Origin of the sequence: Paracoccus sp. (in: a-proteobacteria), assembly GCF_047973135.1 — a bacterium.
Lineage (GTDB): Bacteria > Pseudomonadota > Alphaproteobacteria > Rhodobacterales > Rhodobacteraceae > Paracoccus.
On the sequence record NZ_JBKEBL010000285.1, the window covers coordinates 1 to 21,907 of the forward strand.

General features: G+C 65.2%; 20 protein-coding genes. 6 read left to right on the top strand and 14 right to left on the bottom strand.

Going from position 1 to position 21,907, the window contains the following annotated elements; translation table 11 throughout:
• Together ACK5L9_RS20945 and ACK5L9_RS20950 are read left to right on the top strand one after the other, a co-directional pair.
• Positions 1–585: cytochrome P450 (locus ACK5L9_RS20945; protein WP_416913393.1), on the top strand; the 585-nt coding region annotated here is incomplete at its 5' end.
• A 135-nt stretch (positions 586–720) separates the two neighbouring features.
• Positions 721–2,127 (top strand): alanine/glycine:cation symporter family protein, encoded by a 1,407-nt coding sequence (locus ACK5L9_RS20950; RefSeq protein ID WP_416913394.1) that lies wholly within the window; start codon positions 721–723, stop codon positions 2,125–2,127.
• Positions 2,128–2,200: 73 nt separating this feature from the next.
• On the opposite strand, the gene ACK5L9_RS20955 is transcribed toward ACK5L9_RS20950, so the two are convergent.
• The 4 genes from ACK5L9_RS20955 to ACK5L9_RS20970 form a co-directional block, all read right to left on the bottom strand.
• Positions 2,201–2,824, bottom strand: a complete 624-nt coding sequence (locus tag ACK5L9_RS20955; RefSeq protein ID WP_416913395.1) for a YdeI/OmpD-associated family protein — start codon at positions 2,822–2,824, stop codon at positions 2,201–2,203.
• The gene (locus ACK5L9_RS20960) at positions 2,821–3,171 is read right to left on the bottom strand and encodes a hypothetical protein (RefSeq protein WP_416913396.1); all 351 of its coding nucleotides are present in this window, start codon (positions 3,169–3,171) and stop codon (positions 2,821–2,823) included. The genes ACK5L9_RS20955 and ACK5L9_RS20960 overlap by 4 nt, the downstream gene beginning before the upstream one ends.
• 4 nt (positions 3,172–3,175) lie before the next feature.
• Positions 3,176–4,093, bottom strand: coding sequence for a DnaJ C-terminal domain-containing protein (locus ACK5L9_RS20965; RefSeq protein WP_416913397.1), 918 nt, complete (start codon positions 4,091–4,093; stop codon positions 3,176–3,178).
• A 102-nt stretch (positions 4,094–4,195) separates the two neighbouring features.
• A complete protein-coding gene (locus ACK5L9_RS20970) occupies positions 4,196–6,616 on the bottom strand; it encodes a penicillin acylase family protein (protein ID WP_416913398.1) in 2,421 nt (806 codons plus the stop codon).
• 157 nt (positions 6,617–6,773) lie between these two features.
• On the opposite strand from ACK5L9_RS20970, the gene ACK5L9_RS20975 reads away from it, so the two are divergent.
• The 3 genes from ACK5L9_RS20975 to ACK5L9_RS20985 all read left to right on the top strand — a co-directional run bounded on the left by ACK5L9_RS20975 (position 6,774) and on the right by ACK5L9_RS20985 (position 9,784).
• Complete coding sequence (locus ACK5L9_RS20975) at positions 6,774–7,640, top strand: NAD(P)-dependent oxidoreductase (RefSeq protein ID WP_416913399.1); 867 nt, start codon at positions 6,774–6,776, stop codon at positions 7,638–7,640.
• 36 nt (positions 7,641–7,676) lie between these two features.
• Positions 7,677–8,060 (top strand): PaaI family thioesterase, encoded by a 384-nt coding sequence (locus ACK5L9_RS20980; protein WP_416913400.1) that lies wholly within the window; start codon positions 7,677–7,679, stop codon positions 8,058–8,060.
• A gap of 86 nt (positions 8,061–8,146) precedes the next feature.
• A complete protein-coding gene (locus ACK5L9_RS20985; RefSeq protein ID WP_416913401.1) occupies positions 8,147–9,784 on the top strand; it encodes a long-chain fatty acid--CoA ligase in 1,638 nt (545 codons plus the stop codon).
• Between the two features lie 68 nt (positions 9,785–9,852).
• On the opposite strand, the gene ACK5L9_RS20990 is transcribed toward ACK5L9_RS20985, so the two are convergent.
• The 7 genes from ACK5L9_RS20990 to ACK5L9_RS21020 form a co-directional block, all read right to left on the bottom strand.
• Complete coding sequence (locus tag ACK5L9_RS20990; protein ID WP_416913402.1) at positions 9,853–10,368, bottom strand: L,D-transpeptidase family protein; 516 nt, start codon at positions 10,366–10,368, stop codon at positions 9,853–9,855.
• Positions 10,369–10,437: 69 nt separating this feature from the next.
• A complete protein-coding gene (locus ACK5L9_RS20995; RefSeq protein WP_416913403.1) occupies positions 10,438–11,661 on the bottom strand; it encodes a class I SAM-dependent RNA methyltransferase in 1,224 nt (407 codons plus the stop codon).
• Positions 11,662–11,665: 4 nt separating this feature from the next.
• Positions 11,666–11,821 carry a hypothetical protein gene (locus ACK5L9_RS21000; RefSeq protein ID WP_416913404.1) on the bottom strand — a complete coding sequence of 52 codons (156 nt, stop codon included), beginning with the start codon at positions 11,819–11,821 and terminating at the stop codon, positions 11,666–11,668.
• Positions 11,822–11,852: 31 nt separating this feature from the next.
• On the bottom strand, positions 11,853–13,721 hold the full coding sequence (locus ACK5L9_RS21005; RefSeq protein ID WP_416913405.1) for an ABC transporter ATP-binding protein: 1,869 nt from the start codon (positions 13,719–13,721) through the stop codon (positions 11,853–11,855).
• Positions 13,718–14,872, bottom strand: coding sequence for a CCA tRNA nucleotidyltransferase (locus ACK5L9_RS21010; protein ID WP_416913406.1), 1,155 nt, complete (start codon positions 14,870–14,872; stop codon positions 13,718–13,720). Before ACK5L9_RS21010 ends, ACK5L9_RS21005 begins: the two co-directional genes overlap by 4 nt.
• Complete coding sequence (locus ACK5L9_RS21015; protein ID WP_416913412.1) at positions 14,869–15,375, bottom strand: CoA pyrophosphatase; 507 nt, start codon at positions 15,373–15,375, stop codon at positions 14,869–14,871. Before ACK5L9_RS21015 ends, ACK5L9_RS21010 begins: the two co-directional genes overlap by 4 nt.
• Positions 15,376–15,458: 83 nt before the next feature.
• The gene (locus ACK5L9_RS21020; RefSeq protein WP_416913407.1) at positions 15,459–16,481 is read right to left on the bottom strand and encodes an Hsp33 family molecular chaperone HslO; all 1,023 of its coding nucleotides are present in this window, start codon (positions 16,479–16,481) and stop codon (positions 15,459–15,461) included.
• A 142-nt stretch (positions 16,482–16,623) separates the two neighbouring features.
• On the opposite strand from ACK5L9_RS21020, the gene ACK5L9_RS21025 reads away from it, so the two are divergent.
• Positions 16,624–17,082, top strand: coding sequence for an NUDIX domain-containing protein (locus ACK5L9_RS21025; RefSeq protein WP_416913408.1), 459 nt, complete (start codon positions 16,624–16,626; stop codon positions 17,080–17,082).
• 7 nt (positions 17,083–17,089) lie between these two features.
• On the opposite strand, the gene ACK5L9_RS21030 is transcribed toward ACK5L9_RS21025, so the two are convergent.
• From ACK5L9_RS21030 to acnA, 3 genes are all read right to left on the bottom strand, one after another.
• Positions 17,090–18,397 (bottom strand): PP2C family protein-serine/threonine phosphatase, encoded by a 1,308-nt coding sequence (locus ACK5L9_RS21030; protein ID WP_416913409.1) that lies wholly within the window; start codon positions 18,395–18,397, stop codon positions 17,090–17,092.
• A 79-nt stretch (positions 18,398–18,476) separates the two neighbouring features.
• On the bottom strand, positions 18,477–19,604 hold the full coding sequence (locus ACK5L9_RS21035; protein WP_416913410.1) for an aminotransferase class V-fold PLP-dependent enzyme: 1,128 nt from the start codon (positions 19,602–19,604) through the stop codon (positions 18,477–18,479).
• A 176-nt stretch (positions 19,605–19,780) separates the two neighbouring features.
• Positions 19,781–21,907: aconitate hydratase AcnA (gene acnA / locus ACK5L9_RS21040; protein WP_416913411.1), on the bottom strand; the 2,127-nt coding region annotated here is incomplete at its 5' end.

The window sequence follows — 21,907 nt, forward strand, 5'->3', positions numbered from 1 at the left end:
ACCTTCATCGTTGCCGGACACGAGACGACGGCCCTGACCCTGGCCTGGGCATTGTATCTCTGTGCCTTCGATCCGCGTGTCCAGGAACGCGCCGCAGCCGAGGCACGCGGCGTTCTGGGCGGGCGCGTGGCCCGGCCCGATGATATTCCTGCGATGCCCTATATCGCGCGGGTCGTGAACGAGACGTTGCGCCTTTATCCCCCGGCGGCCTTTTTGTCGCGCACCGCGCTGGCGGCGGACCAGTTATGCGGGCGCGAGGTGCGGCGCGGCGATACGATCATGCTGCCGATCTATGCGCTGCACCGCAATCATGTCCTGTGGGACAGGCCGGATTCCTTTGATCCCGACCGCTTCGAGACCACGCCCGACCGCTATGCCTTTCTGCCCTTCGGCGCCGGCCCGCGGATCTGCATCGGCGCCGGTTTCGCCATGCAAGAGGCGATCATCGTGCTGTCTACGCTGCTGGCGCGGTTCCGGTTCGAGGCGATTCCGGGTCGTGCGCCCGAACCACGGCTGATCCTGACCCTGCGCCCGCATGGCGGGGTCTGGCTGAATGTGACGCCTCGCCTGCGGGTGGCGGAATAGGGTCGTGCCTGGCCCCGCCAGCATGACTTTGTTTCGCCGGTCGGGAACCCTTGTTCATTTTTCGGGTTTGTCCGGTTGCATCTGCTGATACGGTGGCACTGTGACGGCGTGATCAACTGACAAGGGATCGACTGCATGGGCACGATCATCGAATTTCTGAATACGGTTTTCTGGGGTTATATTCTGATCTATGGTCTGCTGGCGGTCGGATTATACTTCACCATCCGCCTTGGCTTTATCCAAATCCTGCATTTCCCCGAGATGTGGCGCTGTGTCGTCGGTTCGCGCGACATGGACAGGGACGGGATTTCCCCCTTTCAGGCGCTGACCGTCAGTCTGGCCAGCCGGGTGGGCACGGGGAATATCGCTGGCGTGGCCGTCGCGCTGACGCTTGGCGGGCCGGGGGCGATCTTCTGGATGTGGATGGTCGCGCTGGTCGGCATGGCCACGGCCTATGCCGAATCGACGCTGGCGCAGCTTTACAAGGTGCATGGTCCCGGCGGCATGTATCGCGGCGGGCCGGCGATGTATATCGCGAAGGGGCTGAAACAGCCCTGGCTGGCCTCGCTGTTTTCGGTTTCGCTGCTGATCTCGTTCGGGCTGGTCTTTAACGCGGTGCAGGCCAATTCGATTGCGGGCGCGGTACAGGCGTCCTTCGGGATCAACAAGGTGATTGTCGGCGTCGCGTTGGCTGCGCTGGCCGGGTTCATCATCTTTGGCGGTATTCCGCAGATCGCGCGAGTGGCCGAAAAGGTCGTCCCGGCGATGGCCGGGCTGTATCTGCTTGCAGCGCTGATCGTGATGATCACCAATCTCGGCGAGGTGCCGGGCATCCTGACCGGGATCGTCAGATCGGCCTTTGGCCTGCAAGAGACGGTGGGCGGCGTTGCGGGCGGGGTAATCGCGGCGGCCATGAACGGCATCAAGCGCGGGCTGTTTTCCAACGAGGCGGGCATGGGTTCGGCCCCGAATATCGCCGCAGTTGCCGCGCCCGATCCGCACCATCCCTCGTCGCAGGGATTCGTGCAGGCTCTTGGCGTGTTCATTGATACGCTGATGGTCTGCACGGCCACGGCGGTCATGATCCTGTTGGCCGATGTCGTGCCCTCCGCCGAGCTGACCGGCGTGAACCTGACGCAAGCCGCGCTGGTCTATCATTTCGGATCCTCAGGCGGCCATTTCATCGCCATCGCGATCTTTTTCTTCGCCTTCACCTCGATCATCGGCAACTATTCCTATGCCGAGAATGCGGTGGTCTATCTGGGCGGGGGCGCGGTCGGAATCCTGACGCTGCGGATCGCCGCGCTGGCCATGGTCATCTGGGGCGCGGTGCAGGCTGTGACGACAGTGTTCGACTTTGCCGATGCCAGCATGGGGCTGATGGCCACGATCAACCTTGTCGCCATCGTCGCGCTGTCTGGAACCGTCAGTTATGTGACCCGCGATTTCCTGCGTCAGCGCAGGGCTGGCCAGAACCCGCGCTTTCACATCGGAGACCACCCCGAAATCGCTCCGGGCGTGAACAGCGAGATCTGGCGATAGGGGAAAAGAAGAGGGATTTGGGTCATACGATCACGCGCCTGCAAATGTGGAACGGCAGGCGGGCCGACTGCCGCTAACGTCCGGTCGCGCCCTTGCCCGACAGGATCCGGTCGCGAAATTTCGCGATCCGGGTCGTGCGGGTTTCGGGCTTGCGTGCCTCTGCCACGGCCAGCACATAGCTTTTCCGCCGTCCCGGCGTCAAAGCGGCGAAGGCTTGGGCAAGCCGGGCATCGGCCTTCAATGCGCAGATCAGTTCCGGCGGCATTTCGGGTTCCTCTGTCACCCGCCGGGCTGGCCTGAGGCCGGATTCGGCATGGCGCATCGCCTGTTGCAGAAAAGCGCGGATCGCCGCCCCGGTCGCAGCCGCCCGATCATTTTCGTCAAATCGGATCACGCTGCCATGGCGGGCACCCGGTCCGGCGTTTTCAAGCAGGCCATCCGGATCCGCAAGCAGCTCTGCGTTGAAAAACGTGATGCGGAAATCACTGCGGAAGGCACCCAGAATGGCGATATTGCGGCCCCGATGGGTATAGCAGGGATGCGCCCATTTCAGCGTTTCGGTCAACCCCGCATCCAGACAGATGCGGCGCAGACGGGTCAACCCGGCGGTCCATTGCCGCGCAGAACAATCCGGCGTCGCAAAGCGCGCACAGCGCCCGCAGCCGCTGGTGAAATAATCCTCGACCTCGGTGATCAACGCGTCACCCGGCGATGTCGCAGCACATGAACCGAGCGGTGGATGCGGCTGCGCACCTCGTCGGGTTCCGAAGCGATCGCCTGCATCAAGGCCCGCATGTCGCCGCGCATCGTGTTCAACTGATCGACCAGAGACATGACCATGCGCAGCGAATCCTCGGGCAGATCATAGCTTTCACTGAGATCGCAAAGCAGTTGCAGCCGCGCCAGATCCGCCTCGCGATAGCCGGGGCCCTGCGGCGTCTCGACCGGCTGGACGATGCGGGCGCGCAGGAAGGTGTGCAGGCGCGGTTCGGTCAGATCGTCGATCAGCGTGATGACCTCGGTTGCGGAATAATACTGCGTCATGGCCCTATCCCCCCATCTGCATGCGGACGCGCGGATCATAGTGATGTGTCTTGCGCCACTCTTCTATGAATGCCACCAGATCCTCGTCGATTTCGGGCGGCATGACGACCTTCAGTTCCACCTGCTGATCCCCGCCATTGACGCCGCGCCCGCGCAGCCGCAGCTTTTGCCCCGAGCTTGCGCCCCTCGGAATCGTCAGATTGACCGGGCCGTCAATGGTGGGCGTGGCAATCCGCGCGCCCAGAACCGCCTCGTCCAGGGTGATCGGCAGGGTCAGGAAGATGTCATTTCCTTCGCGACGAAATTCGGGATGCCGGCCGATGCTCAGCGTCAGATAGGCGTCCCCCGGCCCACCCTTGCCAAGGCCCGGACCGCCCTTGCCCTTCAGCCGGATGGTCTGGCCCTCATATGCGCCCTTCGGGATCGCGACCTCCAGATTGTCACTTTCCGGCAGGGTGATGCGGGCCTTGCCGCCGCGCGCGGCGGTCATGAAATCGACCTCAAGGTGAAACCGGTGATCCTGCCCTCGCAGATCGAAATCGCGGCCCTGCGCGCCCTGCCGGAACCCGCCCGCCCGCTGTCCGAACAGATCCGAGAACACCCCGGACAGGTCAGGATCCTGTTCGAAACCATAACCCTGCGCATAGGGGTTGCCTGCCGCCTCGGCATGGTCGCGGTAGTATCGGCGCTGCGGACGTTCCTGCCCCTGATCGTCGATTTCGCCCGCGTCATAGCGGCGGCGCTGTTCAGGATCCTTCAGGATGTCATAGGCCGCCGAGGCCGCCTTGAACCGCCCTGTCGCCGCCGGGTCAGGGTTCAGATCGGGATGATCAGCCTTGGCGATCCTGCGATAAGCCTTCTTGATCTCGGCCTCGCTGGCGGATTTCGTCAGTCCCAGTGCCGCGTAAAGATCAGCCGCCATCCTGTGCCCCGCTATGTTGCCATTGCACAAGATAGGCAGACTGCGCCGCGTATCAACAGGTCGCGCTTGCTGACCAATTGTTTTCCCGGATGCGGTGCCGTGCTAAGGCGTCGCAGGCAGCAGAGTCGTCACGCCCACGGCGGCGGCCTGCGCCAGTTCCGGGTCCAGCGACATGCCGATATATTCGCCCCTCCGCCACAGATCGGACAGGTCGTCGTAATGCCGCGAGAGGGGATGCCCGGACTGCCCGGTCGAGATCACGAAGACCGAACTGTCGGGGTCCGCCAGATCATAGACTCCGCGATAGGATGCGCCCGTAACTACCTGATAAGGATTGGAACCCCGCCCCATCAGGCCGCTGCGGGCGACCGTCATGTCGCCCCCCGACACGGGCTGGATCAGGTTCACCACCCAGCCAAGCCCGGTCATCCGCGCCAGTGCCGGATGATTCTGCCGCGCCTGATGCACATCGCCCCAACGCCAGCTTTCGACCTGCGGACCAAAACGGTCGGTCAGATCCAGAATCGCGCGGTCAAGCGCCTGCCGGGCGATGGTCGTGCAATCCTCGACCGGGGCGCTTTGCACGATGTCGCACCAGCGCGCCGCGCCATTGCGGTTGCGGAACACCGCCTCAAGAAACCCCGGATAAAGCTGGGTGATATCGTCGGCCAGCGGCCCCAGCTCGTCCCGGATCAGGCGGTCCTGAAGCGCGCGTATCCAGGCCGCATAGATCAGCGGTTCGGGCAAATGCTCGTTCATCTCGCCACCCCATTCGGCCATCAGATCCAGCGCATCCTGCCGCTGCCGTTCGGGGGTTCCGGCGGCAGCGGGTTCGCCCGTGAACCACAAATCCGCGCCAACGACCGGCAGAAGGGTGCGGGCGGCGGGGCTGACCACATCCAGTTGCGCGGCAATGAAACTGTCGCGGGAATGGACCTCGCGGTCGCCCAGCAAATGCCCCAGCCGCGCCCGCCGCAAGCCGTGCGGACCTTCTTCGGTGGCAATGACCACCCCCCCGCCCGAGGCCGCCGCCGCATCACCCTCGGCGGCCTGCGCGATCCCGGTCCAGCGGGCTTCGCGCAGCCAGCCGGGAACGGGCATCGCGCCGTCCGTCGGATGACTGGCCGCACGCCGGGGTACGGCACCCGCAGTCAGTTGCCGCACGCCGTGCTGATCGGCCAGCGTCACCTGAAACGCGGGCGCGACCACGCGGGTCATAGCGCGGGCGGCATCCGAACTGTCGCGCGCATGCAACAGTCCGATCAGCGCCGACATGGTCCGGTCCTGCCCCGAAAGCCCGGTCCAGCGCAGCGAGGCGACATGACCGATGGGCGTGACGTCGCGCAGGCCGGGATCGATCTCGGGGACCAGCGGGCCGTTCTCGGTTTCGCGCAGCACGATGGTTTGGGCGGGGGCATCGGCCACGCGGATGATCTCGCGCCGGGTCTGGAAACTGGTCCAGCCATTAAGCCCTCGATAACGTTCGGAATTTCCGGGCTGCACATCCTCGATATACAAATCGGAATCGTCGATGGCGGCGGGCGTCAGCCCCCAGGCCAGGCTGGGATTGCGCCCTGACAGCACCGCCGGAATACCGGGGATGGTCGCGCCGATCACCCCGCCCGAGGCCAGTTGCAGCCGCGCAAGATAGTACAGCGACGGCACGGTCAGCGCGCTTTGCGGATCGTTCGCCAGCAGCGCCCCCCCCGCCGCCGTCCGCTTGGGCGCAGCGGCAAAGCCGTTCGCCCCAAGCCCCATGCCGGGCCGCAGGAAGCCGCGCAAATCCACATCCCCATTGTCGCGGCGACGGCGCTCGGGCGTGGCAAGCCGGGCGCCAGGAAACAACGAGGTATATTCGGGCAAAGCCTTCTCCCCGCGCTGTGCGACCAGGTCGGTCCCGTGCTGCGGCCAGGCCAGCGATAACCTTGCGCGCAGTACCTCATCGGCGGCGGCATGGCTGCTGGCCGCCGCCAGCAGCTTGAGGATGGCCAGCGAATCGGCAGGCTGCCAATAGGCGATCTGCTGCGGAAACAAAAAGAATTCGGGCGCGCCGCGCCCCATCGCACCCTTGTTGATCTGCCCGATCCATTCATTGACCCCCGCCGCATAGGCCCGCAGCGCCGCCTGCGTCTGCGGATCCTGCGCCTCGACCGAGGTGACGGCATGGCGATACAGCCCCAGCCGCCGCGCAAGATCGTCCGACGCAAAAGCCGACGCGCCGTAAATCTCGGCCAGTCGCCCCTGAGCGGCACGGCGCAGCATGGTCATCTGGAACAGCCGGTCTTGCGCATGGGCCACCCCCAGCGCGAAGAACACATCCTCGTCGCTGTCGCCGAAGATATGGGGCACGTCCTCGGTGGTGCGCACGATCCTGACCGGCGCGGAAAGGCCGCTCATCTGAAATGTCGCATCATAATCGGGCAGAGAGCGGATGGCGAAATACCAGATCAGCACCGCCCCCATGACCAGCAGAACGATCAGCGCGACTGTCAGCCGCAGAAGCCAGCGGAAAATTGTCAGCATGGAAAGGCGGGGTCCATCGGCTGGTCTGGCCGGTATTCGGGTGGCTTGTCCTGGCGCTTGACCATCCTGCGCCGGGGTGATGGGGTGCTGCATATGACAGCCGCGCCGCCTTTTCAACGACCGGTGCCGCTTTTGACACAGGACAGGAGGGCCAAGGATGGCAAGGACAGCGTTTCTGGGAATGGGCGTGATGGGATACCCGATGGCGGGGCACCTGAAGGCCGCAGGGCACGAGGTGACGGTCTATAACCGCAGCGCGGCCAAGGCCGCCGGCTGGGTCGCGCAGCATGGCGGTGCGTCGGCGCCAACCCCGCGAGAGGCCGCGCGAGATGCCGGATTTGTGATGGCCTGCGTGGGCAATGACGACGATCTGCGGCAGGTCTGTCTGGGCGATGACGGTGCCTTTGCGGGCATGGACAGGGGCGCGGTTTTCGTCGATCACACCACGGTATCGGCCTCGGTCACGCGCGAGCTGGCCGAAATCGCCCAAGCCCGCGGACTGGGTTACGTCGATGCGCCGGTCTCGGGCGGGCAGGCCGGGGCCGAGAAGGGCCAGCTTTCGGTGATGTGCGGCGGCAGTCAGGCCGATTACAACCGGGCCGAGCCAGTGATTTCCGCCTATGCGCGAATTTGTCGCCTTATGGGTGAAATCGGGGCTGGACAAATGGCAAAAATGTGCAACCAAATCGCAATTGCAGGGCTGGTACAGGCCCTGTCTGAATCGCTGGCCTTCGCGCAGAAGGCCGGGCTGGACGTTGAAAAGGTGGTCGAGGTGATCAGTCAGGGCGCAGCAGGAAGCTGGCAAATGGCGAACCGCTACAAGAGCATGGATGAGGGACGGTTCGAACATGGCTTTGCCGTCAACTGGATGCGCAAGGATTTGGGAATATGCCTTGATACGGCGGACCAGATCGGCGCGTCGCTGCCGGTCACCGCGCTGGTCGATCAGTTCTATCGGGACGTGCAGAATATGGGCGGCGGACGATGGGATACATCGGCGCTGATAGCGCGGCTGACGCGCTGAGGGGCTGTTCTGCCCGATGAGAAAAGGAGAGACGGTTTGGCTCAGTTCGAAGTGACCGGCCAGGTAGATTTCGCCATTATCTCGGTCGATGGTTCCGAGGCTCTGGGCGAGATGCAGGTGGCACCCGCCATGTTGAACCCGTTCGGGACCGTCCATGCCGGGGCGCTGGTCTGGTTCGCGGATGTCGTCGCAACCACACTGGTGCTGGACGGGCAGGTCGTCACCGAAGGGATGGACAGCTTTCCCGTCGCCGTCACGCTGAACGCGCAGCTTCTGGCGAATACGCGGACGGGCCTTCTGACGGCGCGGGCAAGCTGGGTCAAGCAGGGGCGGCGCATCTCGACCGTGCGCACGCTGGTCAGCGATCAGGACAGGCGGGTTCTGGTGGACCTGACCTCGACACATGCGTCCGCCCGCTGACGGACGCGGCAGCCCGGCGCATCAACCCACTTGAACGAAGCGTCCCGGACGCGCATCCTTGCCCGACAGGTTGAGGAGGATCTGCCGTGCAAGGACTGATGATGCACCGCCCGCTGCTGCAAAGCGGGCTGTTGGACTATGCCGCCGAAAGCTTTCCGGCCGCCGGGATCATCTCGCGCCGGGTCGAGGGCGATCTGCATCGCGAATCCTATGCCGAGGCCCGCGCCCGCGCGGTGCAACTGTCCTTCGCGCTTGAGGGGCTGGGGATCGGCATGGGCGACCGGGTCGCGACGCTGGCCTGGAACGGCTATCGCCACATGGAACTGTATTACGCCATCGCGGGCATCGGCGCGGTCTGCCACACGATCAACCCGCGCCTTTCGGCCGAGCAACTGGCCTATGTCACCCATCATGCCGCCGACCGGCTGCTGTTCACCGATCTGACTTTCGTGCCCCTGCTGGAAAAGCTGCGGGACAGCCTGCCTCAGATGCGCTATGTGATCATGGCCGACCGGGCACATATGCCCGAAAACAGCCTTGACGCGCTGTGCTATGAGGAATTGCTGGACGGCCTGCCCCAGACCCGCGACTGGCCGGAATTTGACGAGAACACCGCCTCGGGGCTGTGCTATACCTCGGGGACCACGGGCAACCCGAAGGGCGCGCTGTATTCGCACCGTTCGAACGTGCTGCACGCCATGTCCATCGCGACCACGCTTGGCGCCGATCTGGGCAACCAGCCGCGCATCCTGCCGGTGGTGCCGCAATTCCATGTCAATGCCTGGGGCCTGCCTTTCGCCGCGCCACTGCTGGGGGCCAGCCTGATCATGCCGGGGCCGCATCTGGACGGCGCGAATCTGTGGGATCTGTGCCAGACCGAAGCCGTCGAAAGCGCCTGGGGCGTGCCGACCATCTGGCAGGGGCTGTACGCGGAAATCCTCAGGCGCGGTACCAAGCCGCATGCCCTGCGCCATATCGTCGTCGGAGGCAGCGCAATGCCGCGCAGCCTGGCCGAGGGTTTCGAAAAGGCGGGGGTCGATGTGAACCACGCCTGGGGCATGACCGAAACCTCGCCTCTGGGATCGCAGGGATCGTTGCCCATCGACAAACGCGGGCTGCCCTTTGACGACCGGATGACGCTGAAATCAACGCAGGGTCGGCGGGTTTTTGGCGTGGATATGAAGATCGTCGATGATCAGGGCAAGCGACAGCCCCATGACGGCAAGGCGATGGGCGAATTGTTCGTGCGCGGCAATGTGGTCGTGTCTGGCTATTTCGAAAATACCGGGGCGACGGAAAAGGCGATGGATGCCGAAGGCTGGTTCGGCACCGGCGATGTCGCCTCGATTTCCGCCGATGGCTGGCTGATCCTGCGCGACCGCTCCAAGGATCTGATCAAGTCGGGGGGGGAATGGATCAGTTCCATCGATATCGAGAATCTGGCCGTCGCCCATCCCAGAATCGCCGCCTGCGCTGTAATCGCCATTCCCCATCCGAAATGGGATGAGCGCCCGCTGCTGGTGGTCAAACCTGCCGATGACAACGACCGGCCCGGCCTGACGGAACTGCACGACTTTCTGGCGCCGCATTTGGCCAAGTGGCAATTGCCCGATGACATGGTCTTTGTCGATCAGCTTCCCATGACCGCGACGGGCAAGGTCAGCAAGCTGACCCTGCGCGAAATGTTCAGCGGTTACGTCCTGCCCGACTTGCGCGGGGGCTGACCCGAAAGCCGCCCGAGGCTTTCCTCGGGCGCGCGCGCCCGGCCATGTCGCGACAGTTTTACCGCTGGTCAGGGATTGATCACGATGGGTATGCCGACGCGCAGCATCGGGTAAATCTCTTCGATTTCCTTGTCGGTCACGGCGATACAGCCCACGGTCCAGTCGCGATTCTTTGGGGCAAAGGCGTTGCCTTCTGGCCCGCGGCCATGAATGAAGATGTCACCGCCCGGATCGCGCCCAAGAAAGCTGGCATAATGCTGGTCGTTTTCGTTCGGATAGGACACGCCCACCGACAGGTGATAACGGCTGCGCGGGTTAAAGCGGTCTATGAAATAGACGCCCTCGGGTGTCTTGCCATCGCCCTCGAACTGCTTGTGGCCGATGGGCTGGTTGCCCAAACCGATGTCATAGCTTTTCACCACGGTCCTGCCGCTGATCAGATACATGCGGCGATCCCCCTTGTTGACCACGACCTGAGTGATCGGCGGACCTTTATACGCCTTCAGCGTTGGCTTCGGCTTGGCGCATGCGGCCAGAAAGGCCAAAAGTGACAGGGTCACGGTTCGCCGGGTTGCTCGGTGCATTCACTGCCTCATAGTGTGTTATTGATCGTTTTTTATGGTCTGATCGTATCACATCGCGCGCGACCATGGCTAGCGGCGGTGAAACCCGGCCACGGTCTCGACATGGGGCGACCAGCGGAACTGATCGACGACCAGCAGCCGCGTCAGATCGTATCCGCCTTCGGCCAAAATCCGCGCATCGCGGGCAAAATTGACCGGATCGCAGGCGACGAAGGCGATGCGCGGGACGTCCGAACGCGCGATTTCACGGCATTGTGCCTCGGCCCCGCTGCGGGGCGGGTCGATCACGATTGCGTCAAAACCGGCCAGTTCACCGGCCAGCAACGGGCGGCGGGCCAGATCCCTGGCCTCGGTGGTGACTCGTTGCAGGCCGGGCGCGCCGCGCCATCCCGCATCCAGCGCGGCCAGCGGGGCGGCCAGCCCCTCGACCGCGTGGACCTGCGCGGTCTCTGCCAAAGGCAGGGTAAAGGTGCCGCAGCCCGCGAACAGATCGGCGATGCGCACGGCCCCCCTTGTCATGTCGCGCACGGCGGCCAGCAGCGCGGCTTCACCCTCGGCGGTGGCCTGCAAAAAGGCACCGGGCGGGGGCACGACCTGCGCGCGGCCCATCGGCAATGCGGGCGGTCGGCGCGTGATGGCCTGCCCGTCCCAGTCGATCCGCGCCAGATCGCCCTCATCCGCCAGCGCCGCCAGCGTCTGAAACAGCGCCGGAGCCATCGGCTTGCCCCCGCGCACCGCCAGATCGGCACCGGCAGGGCCATGAATGACCGCCAGCGACATCTCGCCCGAACGCGACCCGCCCGCCATCACGATCCGCCGCAGCAGCGGCAGCAGCGCCACAATCCGGGGATGCAGCACCGGGCAGGCGGCCAGGTCGGTGATCGTGTCCGAGGCGCGGGCATGAAAGCCCACCAGCGCGCCCTTTTTCGTCCGCCTTCCCGACAGCACCGCCCTGCGCCGCGATCCCGCAGGCGAGACATGGATGCCCGCGACGCCAACCGCCATCCCCTGGGCGGCAACCGCCGCCTCGACCACCTGCCGTTTCCACGCGGCGGTGAAACCCTCGGATGCATGCATCAGCGAACAGCCCCCGCAGGCGCGGTAATGCCCGCAGGCCGGTTTCACGCGATCAACCGAAGGGGTCAGGATGCGCGGCGCGGGGATGCGGCCATCCGCCGCTTCGCCCTCGATCACCTCGCCGGGCAGGGTCAGAGGGGCCAGCGCCACCGCCTCGGGCGATCGCGCAACGCCATCGCCACGCCGCCCCAGCCGCTCCACCGTCCAGACCGGCATCGCCTCAGCGCACCAGCGACCGGATCAGCCGCACATTCGAGATGGTGCGGTTGGCCGTCCCGACCGTATCGTTGAAATCATCCAGAGCCTGCCGCTCGGGCGTCCGGGCGCAGCCGGTCAGGACCACAGCCGACAGAAGGACGATCAGACAGCGTGACATGGCGGGTTCCCTGCGGCGGATGCGCGCCAGGTTAACCAAAGTGCGATTGCGGCGAAAGACCGGTTTCGTCATCCGTGCCCAGAAACCCGCCCGATTGCCGGTTCCAGTAGCGCGCATAATGCCCGCCTCGCGCCAGCAGTTCGCCATGTGTCCCCTGTTCGGCGATGCGGCCCCGGTCCAGCACGATGATCCGGTCCAATTCGGCGATGGTGGACAGGCGATGCGCGATGGCCAGCACGGTCTTGCCTTGCATCGCGCGGGCCAGAGCCGCCTGCACCTGCGCCTCGACTTCGCTGTCAAGGGCGCTGGTCGCCTCGTCCAGAACCAGGATCGGAGCATCCTTCAGAAAGGCGCGGGCCAGCGCGACCCGCTGCCGCTGGCCGCCCGACAGCTTGACCCCGCGTTCGCCCAGATGCGCGTCATAGCCCTTGCGCCCGGCGTGATCGACCAGCCCCGGAATGAAATCATGCGCCTCGGCGGCGCGGGCGGCGGCCTCGACCTCGGGTTGGCTGGCGCCGGGGCGGCCATACTGGATATTGTCGCGGGCCGAGCGGTTGAACATCGCGGTTTCCTGCGTGACCATGGCGATCTGCCTGCGCAGGCTTTCCTGCGTGACGCCGCGAATGTCCCGCCCGTCGATCCGCACGCTGCCGCGCTCGACATCGTAAAGCCGCAGCAACAGCGCCACCAGCGTCGATTTTCCCGCGCCTGACGCGCCGACGATGCCGATCTTTTCGCCCGCCCGGACATGCAGGTCGATCTGTTCCAGCCCGCCACTCCGGCGCCCATAGGCAAAGGCCACGCCATCAAAATCGATACGCCCCGACGCGCGTGGCATCACGGTCGCGTCGGGCGCATCGGTTAGTGCGTGCGGGGGCGAAAGGGTGTACATGCCGTCCTCGACCTCGCCGATATTGCCCCAGATGCCCATCATCGCCATGCTGACCCAGCCGGTCATCTGGCTTAACCGCATTGCAATTGCCCCCGAGGCCGCGATGTCGCCCGGCGTGGCCAGCCCCTGCCGCCACAACAGGATCGCGCCGCCGACCAGCATGACCGGCAGCGCCCCCGCGATCAGCATCAGCGAAACGCGAAAGCCGCTGCTGACAATGCCGTAATCCAGCGCCCTTTCGCGAAATCCGGCCATTGCGCCAAGGGCGGCGCGATCCTCGTGTTCGGCATGGGCGAACAGTTTCACGGTCTTGATATTGGTGATCGTATCGACGACCTGCCCCGTCACCATCGCCCGCGCCGAGGCCCGCGCCCGCGACTTTGTGCGGATGCGGGGCAGAAAGAACCGGATCAGTGCCAGATAGGCGCAAAGCCACAGGATCAGCACAACCGCCCCCCAACCATCGACCGAGACCAGAAACGCAGCCGATCCCAGGATCGAGGCCAGCGCAAAGACCACGGCGTTCAGCGTCTCGGTTGCGACATCGGTAACCGCGCGGGCGGTTTGCATCTGTTTCTGCGCCAGCCGCCCGGCGAAATCGTTGTCAAAGAATGTCACCGATTGCCCCATCGTCCAGCGATGCAGCCGCGACAGCACCAGCGGAAACAGGTTCGGCCCGACGATGATTCCCGAGGTGATGGTGGAAAAGCCGAAGATCAGTGGGCGCAGCAGCAGGAAAAAGCCGGCGAACGCAGCGATCAGCCAGATATTTTGCGCCGGGAAGGTCGCCGGATCCCCCGCCGCAACCGCGTCCACCACCGCCCCCAGCAACACCGCCGAAACGACCTCCGCCACCCCTCCAAGAGCCGAGGCCAGTGCCGCCAGCGACAGCCCGCCCCATGCGCCCGACAAACACCAGCGGAAAAAGGCAGGCAGGGTATCGGGCGGGGGGCCTTCGGCGGGGCCAAAGGCGTCGATGCTGCGGTCGAGGCGGCGAAACAGCCTCATCCTGCCGCCCCCGCCCTCAGGGCCGCGGCGATCAGGGCCGGTACCGGAACCGCGAAATCGCCCGCGATCCATGCGGCTTCGGCGGCCTTCAGCCCGGCACCCAAGGCCGGGCCTTGCAGATCACGGATCAGATCGCCCGCGCCGATGGGCAGGCGCGCCGCCGCCGCGCGGGCGATACGGTCCTGCCAGTCATCCGGCAGCGCCCCGCCCCGTGCCGCGCGGATCAGCGCGTAATCGTTCGCGCAGGGGCCCATGCGATAGCCCGCCTCGTTCAGAGACCAGCCAGAGGCCAGTGCAACTGCCAGCGACTGTTGCACCCGCGCCTCGTCCCGCGACAGGCGCAGCGCCTTGGGCGCGTCAGGGGAGGACAGGCTGGCCAGGCGTCGCGGCCAGGCAGGCGCAAGGTCCGGTTCCAGGGCGATCAGTCGGGGCAGGGCCGAGGCGTCTGCACCGGGAAGGATCCGCGCCAGAACTCTGGTTTCCTGCATCAGCGCGACCGAGCGCACCGGGTCGGGCGCCGCCAGCAGCTTTTTCATTTCGGCCCCGATCCGTTCGCGCGCGACCCGCGCCAGCCCGTCGCGCAAGCCCGTGCAGGCCGCGACGGCATCGGCATCTGCATCCTGCCCGTACCAGGCCAGAAACCGGAAAAAGCGCAGGATACGCAGATAATCCTCGCGGATACGCTGTTCGGCACTGCCCACGAAACGCAGCCGCCGCGCGGCCAGATCGGGCAGTCCGCCGACCGGGTCGATCACCTGCCCGTCGCGACCGGCGTAAAGCGCGTTCATGGTGAAATCGCGCCGCTGCGCGTCCTGCGCCAGATCGTCAGAAAAGGCCACGACCGCCCGCCGTCCGTCGGTTTCGACATCGCGGCGAAATGTCGTGACCTCGAACCCCCGCCCGCCCGCAACAACCGTGACGGTGCCATGGTCAATGCCGGTCGGCACCACCTTCAGCCCCGCGGTTCCGGCCAGGCGCATGACATCCGCTGGCAGGGCGTCGGTGGCCAGATCCACATCGTCGGCGGGCCGGGCCAACAGGGCGTTGCGGACTGCGCCGCCAACCAGATAGGCGCGATTGCCCCCTGCCTCAATAGCATCCAGCACCGCCAGCAGCGCCGGATCGCGCAGCATATCCCCTGGCAACCTCATGACGCCTGCAATCTTTTCGCCAGTTCCAGCAACATCCGCGCCGTCGCCCCCCACAGGTAATAGGGCCCCCAGGGCGCGACGTAATACCGGCGCCAGCCGCCGCGCCAGTGCCGCCCCTCGATGCGGTAACTGGCCGGATCCGAGATATGGGCGAAGGGCAGGGCAAAGACCTCATCGACTTCGCCCGGCTCGGCCACCGGGACGAAATCGCCGCGAATGATGCCCAGAACCGGAGTCACCGCAAAGCCGGTGACGGTCCGGTGCGGGGGCAAGGTGCCGATCAGTTCGACCTGCGCCGGGGGCAGGCCGATTTCCTCGTGCGCCTCGCGCAGGGCGGCCGCGATCTCGTCCGCGTCGCCGGGATCGACCTTGCCGCCGGGCAGGGCGATCTGGCCGGGATGATGGCGCAGCCCCGAGGCGCGTTTGGTCAGGACCAGCCGCCCGTCATCCTCGTGAAACGCGGCCAGCACCCCGGCACGGCGCAACCTGATTTCGGGCGGCATTTCGGTATGCAGGTCGAAATCGGAACTGGGCGCGGCAGGCACGGACAATGCCTGCCGCAACCGGTTTTCGGACCAGAGGCCACTCACCCGGACGCCCTGCCCGAGGGGATGATCGGCTGCCCGTCCGCATCGACCGTCGCCTCGAACCCCAGGCTGTTGGGATCAAATTCGTAATGCGCGCCGCAGAACTGGCAATCGGCGGTGACGATCCCCTCGGGTGTGGTCATATGCGCGATGTCGCGCGCGGAATAGATCGACAGCGTGTCGCGCACCCGGTCCGAGGTACAGGAACAGCCGAATTCCACCCGCTGCGCGTCAAAGACACGCGGTGTTTCCTCGTGGAACAGCCGCAGCAGCAGATCGGTCGGGCCGACATTGGGGCCGATCAGTTCCAGCGTCTCGACCGTGTCCAGCAGCAGATTGGCGCGGTTCCAGTCCTCGGATTCCGCGCCTTGCAGGATGTCGGCGGCCTCGATCAGCCCACCTTCGCCGCTGCCACCGCCACCGCCCGGCATGGGTTGGGCAGGCAGGGTTTGCAGCATGACGCCGCCCGCGCGCCAGTATTCCGGCTCGCCCGACAATTGCGAGCGGCCAAAGGCAAGCTGGAACCGCGTCGGCAATTGTTCGGACTGGGCGAAATAGGTCTGCGCGCAGGCCGACAGCGACCCGCCGGCCAGCGGCGTGATGCCCTGATAGGGGGTGCTGCCCGCGCCCTGGTCAATCAGGATCGCGAAATACCCCTCGCCGATCTGCTCAAAGGGCGTACGGTCGTCCAGCCGGTCGGCGTCGAAACTGGCCCATGCACGGATGCGGGCGGGCGCGCCCTCATCTGTGGGCGCATAGTAATCGGCGGCGATGGTACGGACCGCGCCGCTGCCACGCACCTGAAGGCTCAGCTTCCAGCGCAGCTTGATCGTGGGGCCGATCAGCGCCGTCAGCAGTGCCAGTTCCGCCACCAGCGCGCTGATCGCGGACGGATAGTCATGCTGCGACAGGATATTGTCCAGCACGCCATCCAGCCTTGCCACGCGCCCGCGAATGCTGGAACGGTCAAGCTGAAAGGGCAGGACCGTGTCGTCCCAGGCGATCTGGTTGATCTTGCTCATGGCGTTTCCTTGAAAGGGGCCGAACCCGCCGGGCGGGCCTTTGTCGGGCCCCAATATAGTGCTTTCGCCGCCGATCCCAAGGCCTCCCCTTTCACAGCCGGTCGCGGCGGGCTAGGAACGGTGCGCGTAACCCGAGGCACCCATGATCCCACGTTTTGGCCCCCCGCCACAGCAAGGCCGCAGCTATCGCCGCCGCCCCGGCGCCTATGCGGTACTGCTGCGCGACGACCACCTGCTGCTGACCTTTCAGCAATATCCCGAACCCGAGTTTCAGTTGCCCGGCGGGGGCATCGACGCGGGCGAGGGGGCGCTGGCCGCGCTGCATCGCGAGGTGCGCGAGGAAACCGGCTGGACCATCGGGGCAGCGCGCAGGGTCGGGGACTACCGGCGGTTCTGCTTCATGCCCGATTATGACATCTTTGCCGAAAAGCGCTGTTCCGTCTGGCTGGCCCGTCCCGTCCTGCGCCTTGGCCCGCCGTCCGAATGCGGCCACAGCGCCCATTGGGTGCCCGTGCCGGACGCCGTGGCGCTGTTGCCCGACGCCGGTTCGCGCATGTTGTGCCGTCAGGCGCTGGCCATGGCGGGCAGGCTGACGCCCTGACGCGGGTTCAGCCATCGCCGTCGGCAGGATCGGGCCGCAGGTTGACCGGTTCCGCCGGGGCGCGGTATTCCAGCAGCACGGCGGACATGTCGTCCAGCCGCTGCCCCCGGCAATATTCCGAAACCGACCACGCCATCGATTCCAGAAAGGCGTGACCGTTGAGGAAGGAATTGGTGCGCATGATCGCCTCCAGCCCGTCCTCACCCAGTTGCCTTCCCGACGGATTGGCCGCCTCGGTCACGCCGTCCGAGGCGATCAGCAGACGTTCGCCAGGTTTCATGGTGAACGAAATCTCGTCGAAAATCGGATTCTCGAACACGCCGATGGGCATGCCGCCGCTGCCCAGTCCCGTCACCCGCCCGTCCCTGTGTTGCAGCACCGGATGCGGATGGCCGGCCTGAACCATCTGCATCTCGCCGGTGCGGTGATTCAGTTCGCCATAGATCATGGTGAAATAGGCGTCTGTATGCATCTCTTCCAGCATCATGTTGTTGAAGAAATGCGCCAGCGCGGCGGGGGGCACGCTGTCCTGCTGGCCCTGGGCCGCGCGCAGGGCGACATTCTGGTCCGATGAGCCGGACAAATGTACCGAAAGCTGCGCGGTCAGCAGCGCGGCGGTCACGCCATGGCCTGAAACATCCAGCGCATAAAGGCCGATCCGGTCTTCGCAAAGTGGAAAGAACCCCACCAGATCGCCGCCGATATGACCCGCCGGACGCAGCAGCAGCGACAGTTCGAACGGGCCGAATCGCCCGCTGCGTTCGCGCACAAGGCCCTGTTGCAGCTTGCGCGCCTCGCGCAGGTCGCGATCAATGGCTGATTGCGCCTCGCGCAATTCGGTCAGGGCGGCGGTCAGTTGCCTGTTGCTGGCGCGCAATTCCTCTTCGATGCGCAGAATCCGTTCGCCCGCCGACAGCCGCGCAAGCAATTCCGGCCGCGAGACCGGCTTGGTCAGGAAATCATCTGCCCCCGCCTCAAGCCCCATGGCGATGTCATTGGCGTCGCGATGCGAGGTCAGCAGCACGAAATAGACATAACGCCGTCGGCTTTGGGCACGGAAGGCGCGGCAGAAATCCAGCCCGGACATGCCGGGCATCATCCAGTCGGACAGGACGAAATCGGGTTCGCTGTGACGGCACAGATCCAGCGCCTCGGGACCAGAAGCGGCCTCGACCACGTCATAACCCGCACGGCCAAGCTGCATCGCGAACAGCCGACGTTGGGCCAGGCTGTCATCCACGACCAGCACCCTGCGCGCCCGGCGCTGAACGCCGGGGGCTGGATGTTCGGGAAAGGATCGATTCGCCTGTTTCATGGCGACGGTTCTAGCCGCCGCCTCGTAAAGAAACGGTAAGGACGCGCTGAAATTTCTGCGCAGATTTAGCTATTTGCGCCTAAAGGACCGTGTCGATCACGGTTTTCAGGCGCGCCAGAGTGCCCTCGACATCCTTCAGCTTGTCCAGCCCGAACAGCCCCAGCCGGAAGGTCGAGAAATCCTGTCCCTCGCCGACCTGAAGGGGCACCCCGGCGGCGATCTGCATGCCTTCGGCCAGGAATTTCGCCCCGGACCTGATCGCGGGATCAGCGGTATAGGACACCACCACCCCCGGCGCGCCAAAGCCGGGCGCGGCCACTGACCGGATGCCGCGCTCTGCCAGCATGGCACGCACCGAATTGCCCAGTTGCCATTGCGCATCGCGTGCGGCGTCAAAGCCCATCTGCCCGGTCTCGGCCATGGCGGCATGCAACCCGACCAGCGCGTCGGTGGGCATGGTGGCGTGATAGGCGTGGCCGCCATCCTCATAGGCCTGCATGATCGCACGCCATTTCTTCAGATCCAGCGCGAAACTGTCACTGGCAGAGTCGGCCAGCCGCAGGGCGGCGCGTTCCGACATCATCACCAGCCCGGCAGAGGGCGAGGCAGACCAGCCCTTTTGCGGTGCCGAGATCAGCACATCGACGCCTAGCTTGCGCATATCGACCCAGATCGCGCCCGAGGCGATGCAGTCCAGCACCATCAGCGCCCCCACTTCATGCGCGGCAGCCGCCAGCGCGGCGATGTAATCGTCGGGCAGGATCAGCCCGGCAGCCGTTTCGACATGCGGGGCAAAGACGATTTCGGGGCGGGCTTCACGAATTTTCGCGGCGACATCGGCGATGGGGGCAGGGGCATAGGCAGGCTGCGGCTCGTTTCCTGCGGGACGCGCCATTGCCACCGTCACCTCGCGCGCAAAGCCGCCCGCTTCGAAAATCTGGCTCCAGCGATAGCTGAACCAGCCGTTCCTGACCACCAGCGCATGCGCCCCGCGCGCGAATTGCCGGGCAACTGCCTCCATCGCATAAGTCCCGCCACCCGGCACGATGGCGACCTGATCGGCGGCATAGACGTCGCGCAAGGTCGCCGACAGGTCGCGCATCACGCCCTGAAATTTCTGCGACATGTGATTCAGCGAACGATCCGTAAAGACGACCGAAAATTCCTGAAGGCCGTCAGGATCTATATCTGGGCGCAGTCCGGGCATGGCTTGTCCTTTCAGCAGATGTCGGGTCAGCAGATGTCGGGGCCAGACTAGCCGCCCGTCGCGGCCTCTGCCAGCCCGAGTTGCGGCAAAGGCCGGGCAGGGGGCGCGAACCCGCCATGAAATAGGCCCCGGAAGTTCCGGGGCCTTTTCTTTCGATCTGTGGCACCGCCCGCGGGTCAGGCAGCGGCCAGATTCCGCAGCACGTAGTGCAGAACGCCGCCATTCTTGAGGTATTCGATTTCGACCTCGGTATCGACGCGCGCCTTCAGCTTGATCTCTTTCACGGTGCCATCGCCATAGCGGATCGTGCAGGGCACCATCGACAACGGTTTGAAATCGCCTGCCAGCCCGTCGATCGAGATGACCTCGTCGCCCTTCAGGTTCAGCGATTTGCGGTTGTCACCGCCTGTGAACTCGAACGGGATGACGCCCATCCCGACCAGATTCGAGCGGTGGATACGTTCGAACGACTCGGCGATGACCGCCTTGACGCCCAGAAGGTTGGTGCCCTTGGCTGCCCAGTCGCGCGACGAACCGGCACCGTATTCCACGCCGCCGATCACGATCAGGGGGGTGCCGGCGGTCTCGTAGGTCATGGCGGCGTCATAGATCGCGGTCTGCGCACCATCCGGCCCCTTGGTAAAGCCGCCCTCGACGCCGTCCAGCATCTCGTTTCTGATGCGGATATTGGCGAAGGTGCCGCGCATCATGACCTCGTGGTTGCCGCGGCGCGAGCCATAGCTGTTAAAGTCGCGCGGAGTTACCTGACGCTCGGTCAGGTATTTGCCGGCCGGGGTTTCGGGCTTGAACGAACCTGCCGGGCTGATGTGGTCGGTCGTGACCATGTCGCCCAGCAACGCAAGGATACGCGCGCCGTCGATGTTGTGGATCGCGCCGGCCTCTTGCGACATGCCCTGAAAATAGGGCGGGTTCTGGATATAGGTCGAGCTGGCGGGCCAGTCATAGGTTTCGCTGTCGGTCGTTTCCACGCCGCGCCAGCGTTCGTCGCCCTTGAATACATCGGCGTATTTCTGCTGGAACATCTCGCGCGTGACGACGCTGTTGACCAGATCGGCGACCTCTTTGGTGGTCGGCCAGATGTCTTTCAGGAACACGTCCCTGCCATTTTTATCCTGCCCCAGAGGCTGGGTCGTCAGGTCGATATTCATGTCGCCCGCGATGGCATAGGCCACGACCAGCGGCGGCGACGCCAGATAGTTGGCGCGCACATCGGGCGAGATCCGGCCCTCGAAATTGCGGTTGCCCGACAGGACCGACACGGCGATCAGGTCGTTATCGTTAATCGCCTTCGAGATTTCCGTTTGCAGCGGACCCGAGTTGCCGATGCAGGTGGTGCAGCCAAAACCCACGAGGTTGAAGCCGAGAGCGTCGAGATCCTCTTGCAGATTGGCTGCCTTCAGATATTCCTCGACGACTTGCGAACCGGGGGCCAGCGAGGTTTTCACCCAGGGCTTGCGGGTCAGGCCAAGGGCGCGCGCCTTGCGGGCGACCAGGCCGGCTGCCATCAGCACATAGGGGTTCGAGGTATTGGTGCAAGAGGTGATCGAGGCGATCACGATGCTGCCATCATGCAGATCGTACCCTTCGCCCGCCACGCTGGCCGATTTTGCCGCGCCATGCGCGTCCGAGACCAGCTTGCCGAAAGCCTGCGCCGACTGATCCAGCGGGGTGTGGTCCTGCGGACGCTTGGGGCCGGAAATCGCGGGCACGACATCGCCCAGATCCAGCTTGAGCGTCGAGGAATAGACCGGAGCGTAATCCGCGCCGCGCCAGAAGCCGTTTTCCTTGGCATAGGCTTCGACCAGCGCGATGCGGTCCTGATCGCGGCCGGTCTGTTCCAGATAGCGCAGGGTTTCGTCGTCGATCGGGAAAAAGCCGCAGGTCGCGCCGTATTCCGGGGCCATGTTGGCGATGGTGGCGCGGTCGGCCAGCGGCATGTTGTCCAGACCCTCGCCATAGAATTCGACGAATTTGCTGACCACACCATGCTTGCGCAGCATTGCCACGACCTTCAGTACCAGATCGGTCGCGGTCACACCCTCGCGCAGCGCGCCCGTGACCTTGAAGCCTACGACCTCGGGGATCAGCATCGAGATCGGCTGACCCAGCATCGCTGCCTCGGCCTCGATCCCGCCGACGCCCCAGCCAAGGACGGCAAGGCCGTTGACCATGGTGGTGTGGCTGTCGGTACCGACCAGCGTGTCGGGATAGGCAACCGTCGCGCCGTTCTGGTCCTTGTCGGTCCAGACGGTCTGGGCCAGATATTCAAGGTTCACCTGATG

Excerpts from the sequence above, each read along its gene's own strand:
- ACK5L9_RS20990 (WP_416913402.1), bottom strand. The coding sequence starts at position 10,368 with ATGCACCGAGCAACCCGGCGAACCGTGACCCTGTCACTTTTGGCCTTT.
- ACK5L9_RS21025 (WP_416913408.1), top strand. The coding sequence starts at position 16,624 with ATGATCCCACGTTTTGGCCCCCCGCCACAGCAAGGCCGCAGCTATCGC.
- ACK5L9_RS21015 (WP_416913412.1), bottom strand. The coding sequence starts at position 15,375 with ATGCCGCCCGAAATCAGGTTGCGCCGTGCCGGGGTGCTGGCCGCGTTT.
- ACK5L9_RS21010 (WP_416913406.1), bottom strand. The coding sequence starts at position 14,872 with ATGAGGTTGCCAGGGGATATGCTGCGCGATCCGGCGCTGCTGGCGGTG.
- ACK5L9_RS20960 (WP_416913396.1), bottom strand. The coding sequence starts at position 3,171 with ATGACGCAGTATTATTCCGCAACCGAGGTCATCACGCTGATCGACGAT.
- ACK5L9_RS21005 (WP_416913405.1), bottom strand. The coding sequence starts at position 13,721 with ATGAGGCTGTTTCGCCGCCTCGACCGCAGCATCGACGCCTTTGGCCCC.
- ACK5L9_RS20995 (WP_416913403.1), bottom strand. The coding sequence starts at position 11,661 with ATGCCGGTCTGGACGGTGGAGCGGCTGGGGCGGCGTGGCGATGGCGTT.
- ACK5L9_RS21035 (WP_416913410.1), bottom strand. The coding sequence starts at position 19,604 with ATGCCCGGACTGCGCCCAGATATAGATCCTGACGGCCTTCAGGAATTT.
- ACK5L9_RS21000 (WP_416913404.1), bottom strand. The coding sequence starts at position 11,821 with ATGTCACGCTGTCTGATCGTCCTTCTGTCGGCTGTGGTCCTGACCGGC.
- ACK5L9_RS21030 (WP_416913409.1), bottom strand. The coding sequence starts at position 18,397 with ATGAAACAGGCGAATCGATCCTTTCCCGAACATCCAGCCCCCGGCGTT.
- ACK5L9_RS20950 (WP_416913394.1), top strand. The coding sequence starts at position 721 with ATGGGCACGATCATCGAATTTCTGAATACGGTTTTCTGGGGTTATATT.
- ACK5L9_RS20970 (WP_416913398.1), bottom strand. The coding sequence starts at position 6,616 with ATGCTGACAATTTTCCGCTGGCTTCTGCGGCTGACAGTCGCGCTGATC.
- ACK5L9_RS20965 (WP_416913397.1), bottom strand. The coding sequence starts at position 4,093 with ATGGCGGCTGATCTTTACGCGGCACTGGGACTGACGAAATCCGCCAGC.
- ACK5L9_RS20975 (WP_416913399.1), top strand. The coding sequence starts at position 6,774 with ATGGCAAGGACAGCGTTTCTGGGAATGGGCGTGATGGGATACCCGATG.
- ACK5L9_RS21020 (WP_416913407.1), bottom strand. The coding sequence starts at position 16,481 with ATGAGCAAGATCAACCAGATCGCCTGGGACGACACGGTCCTGCCCTTT.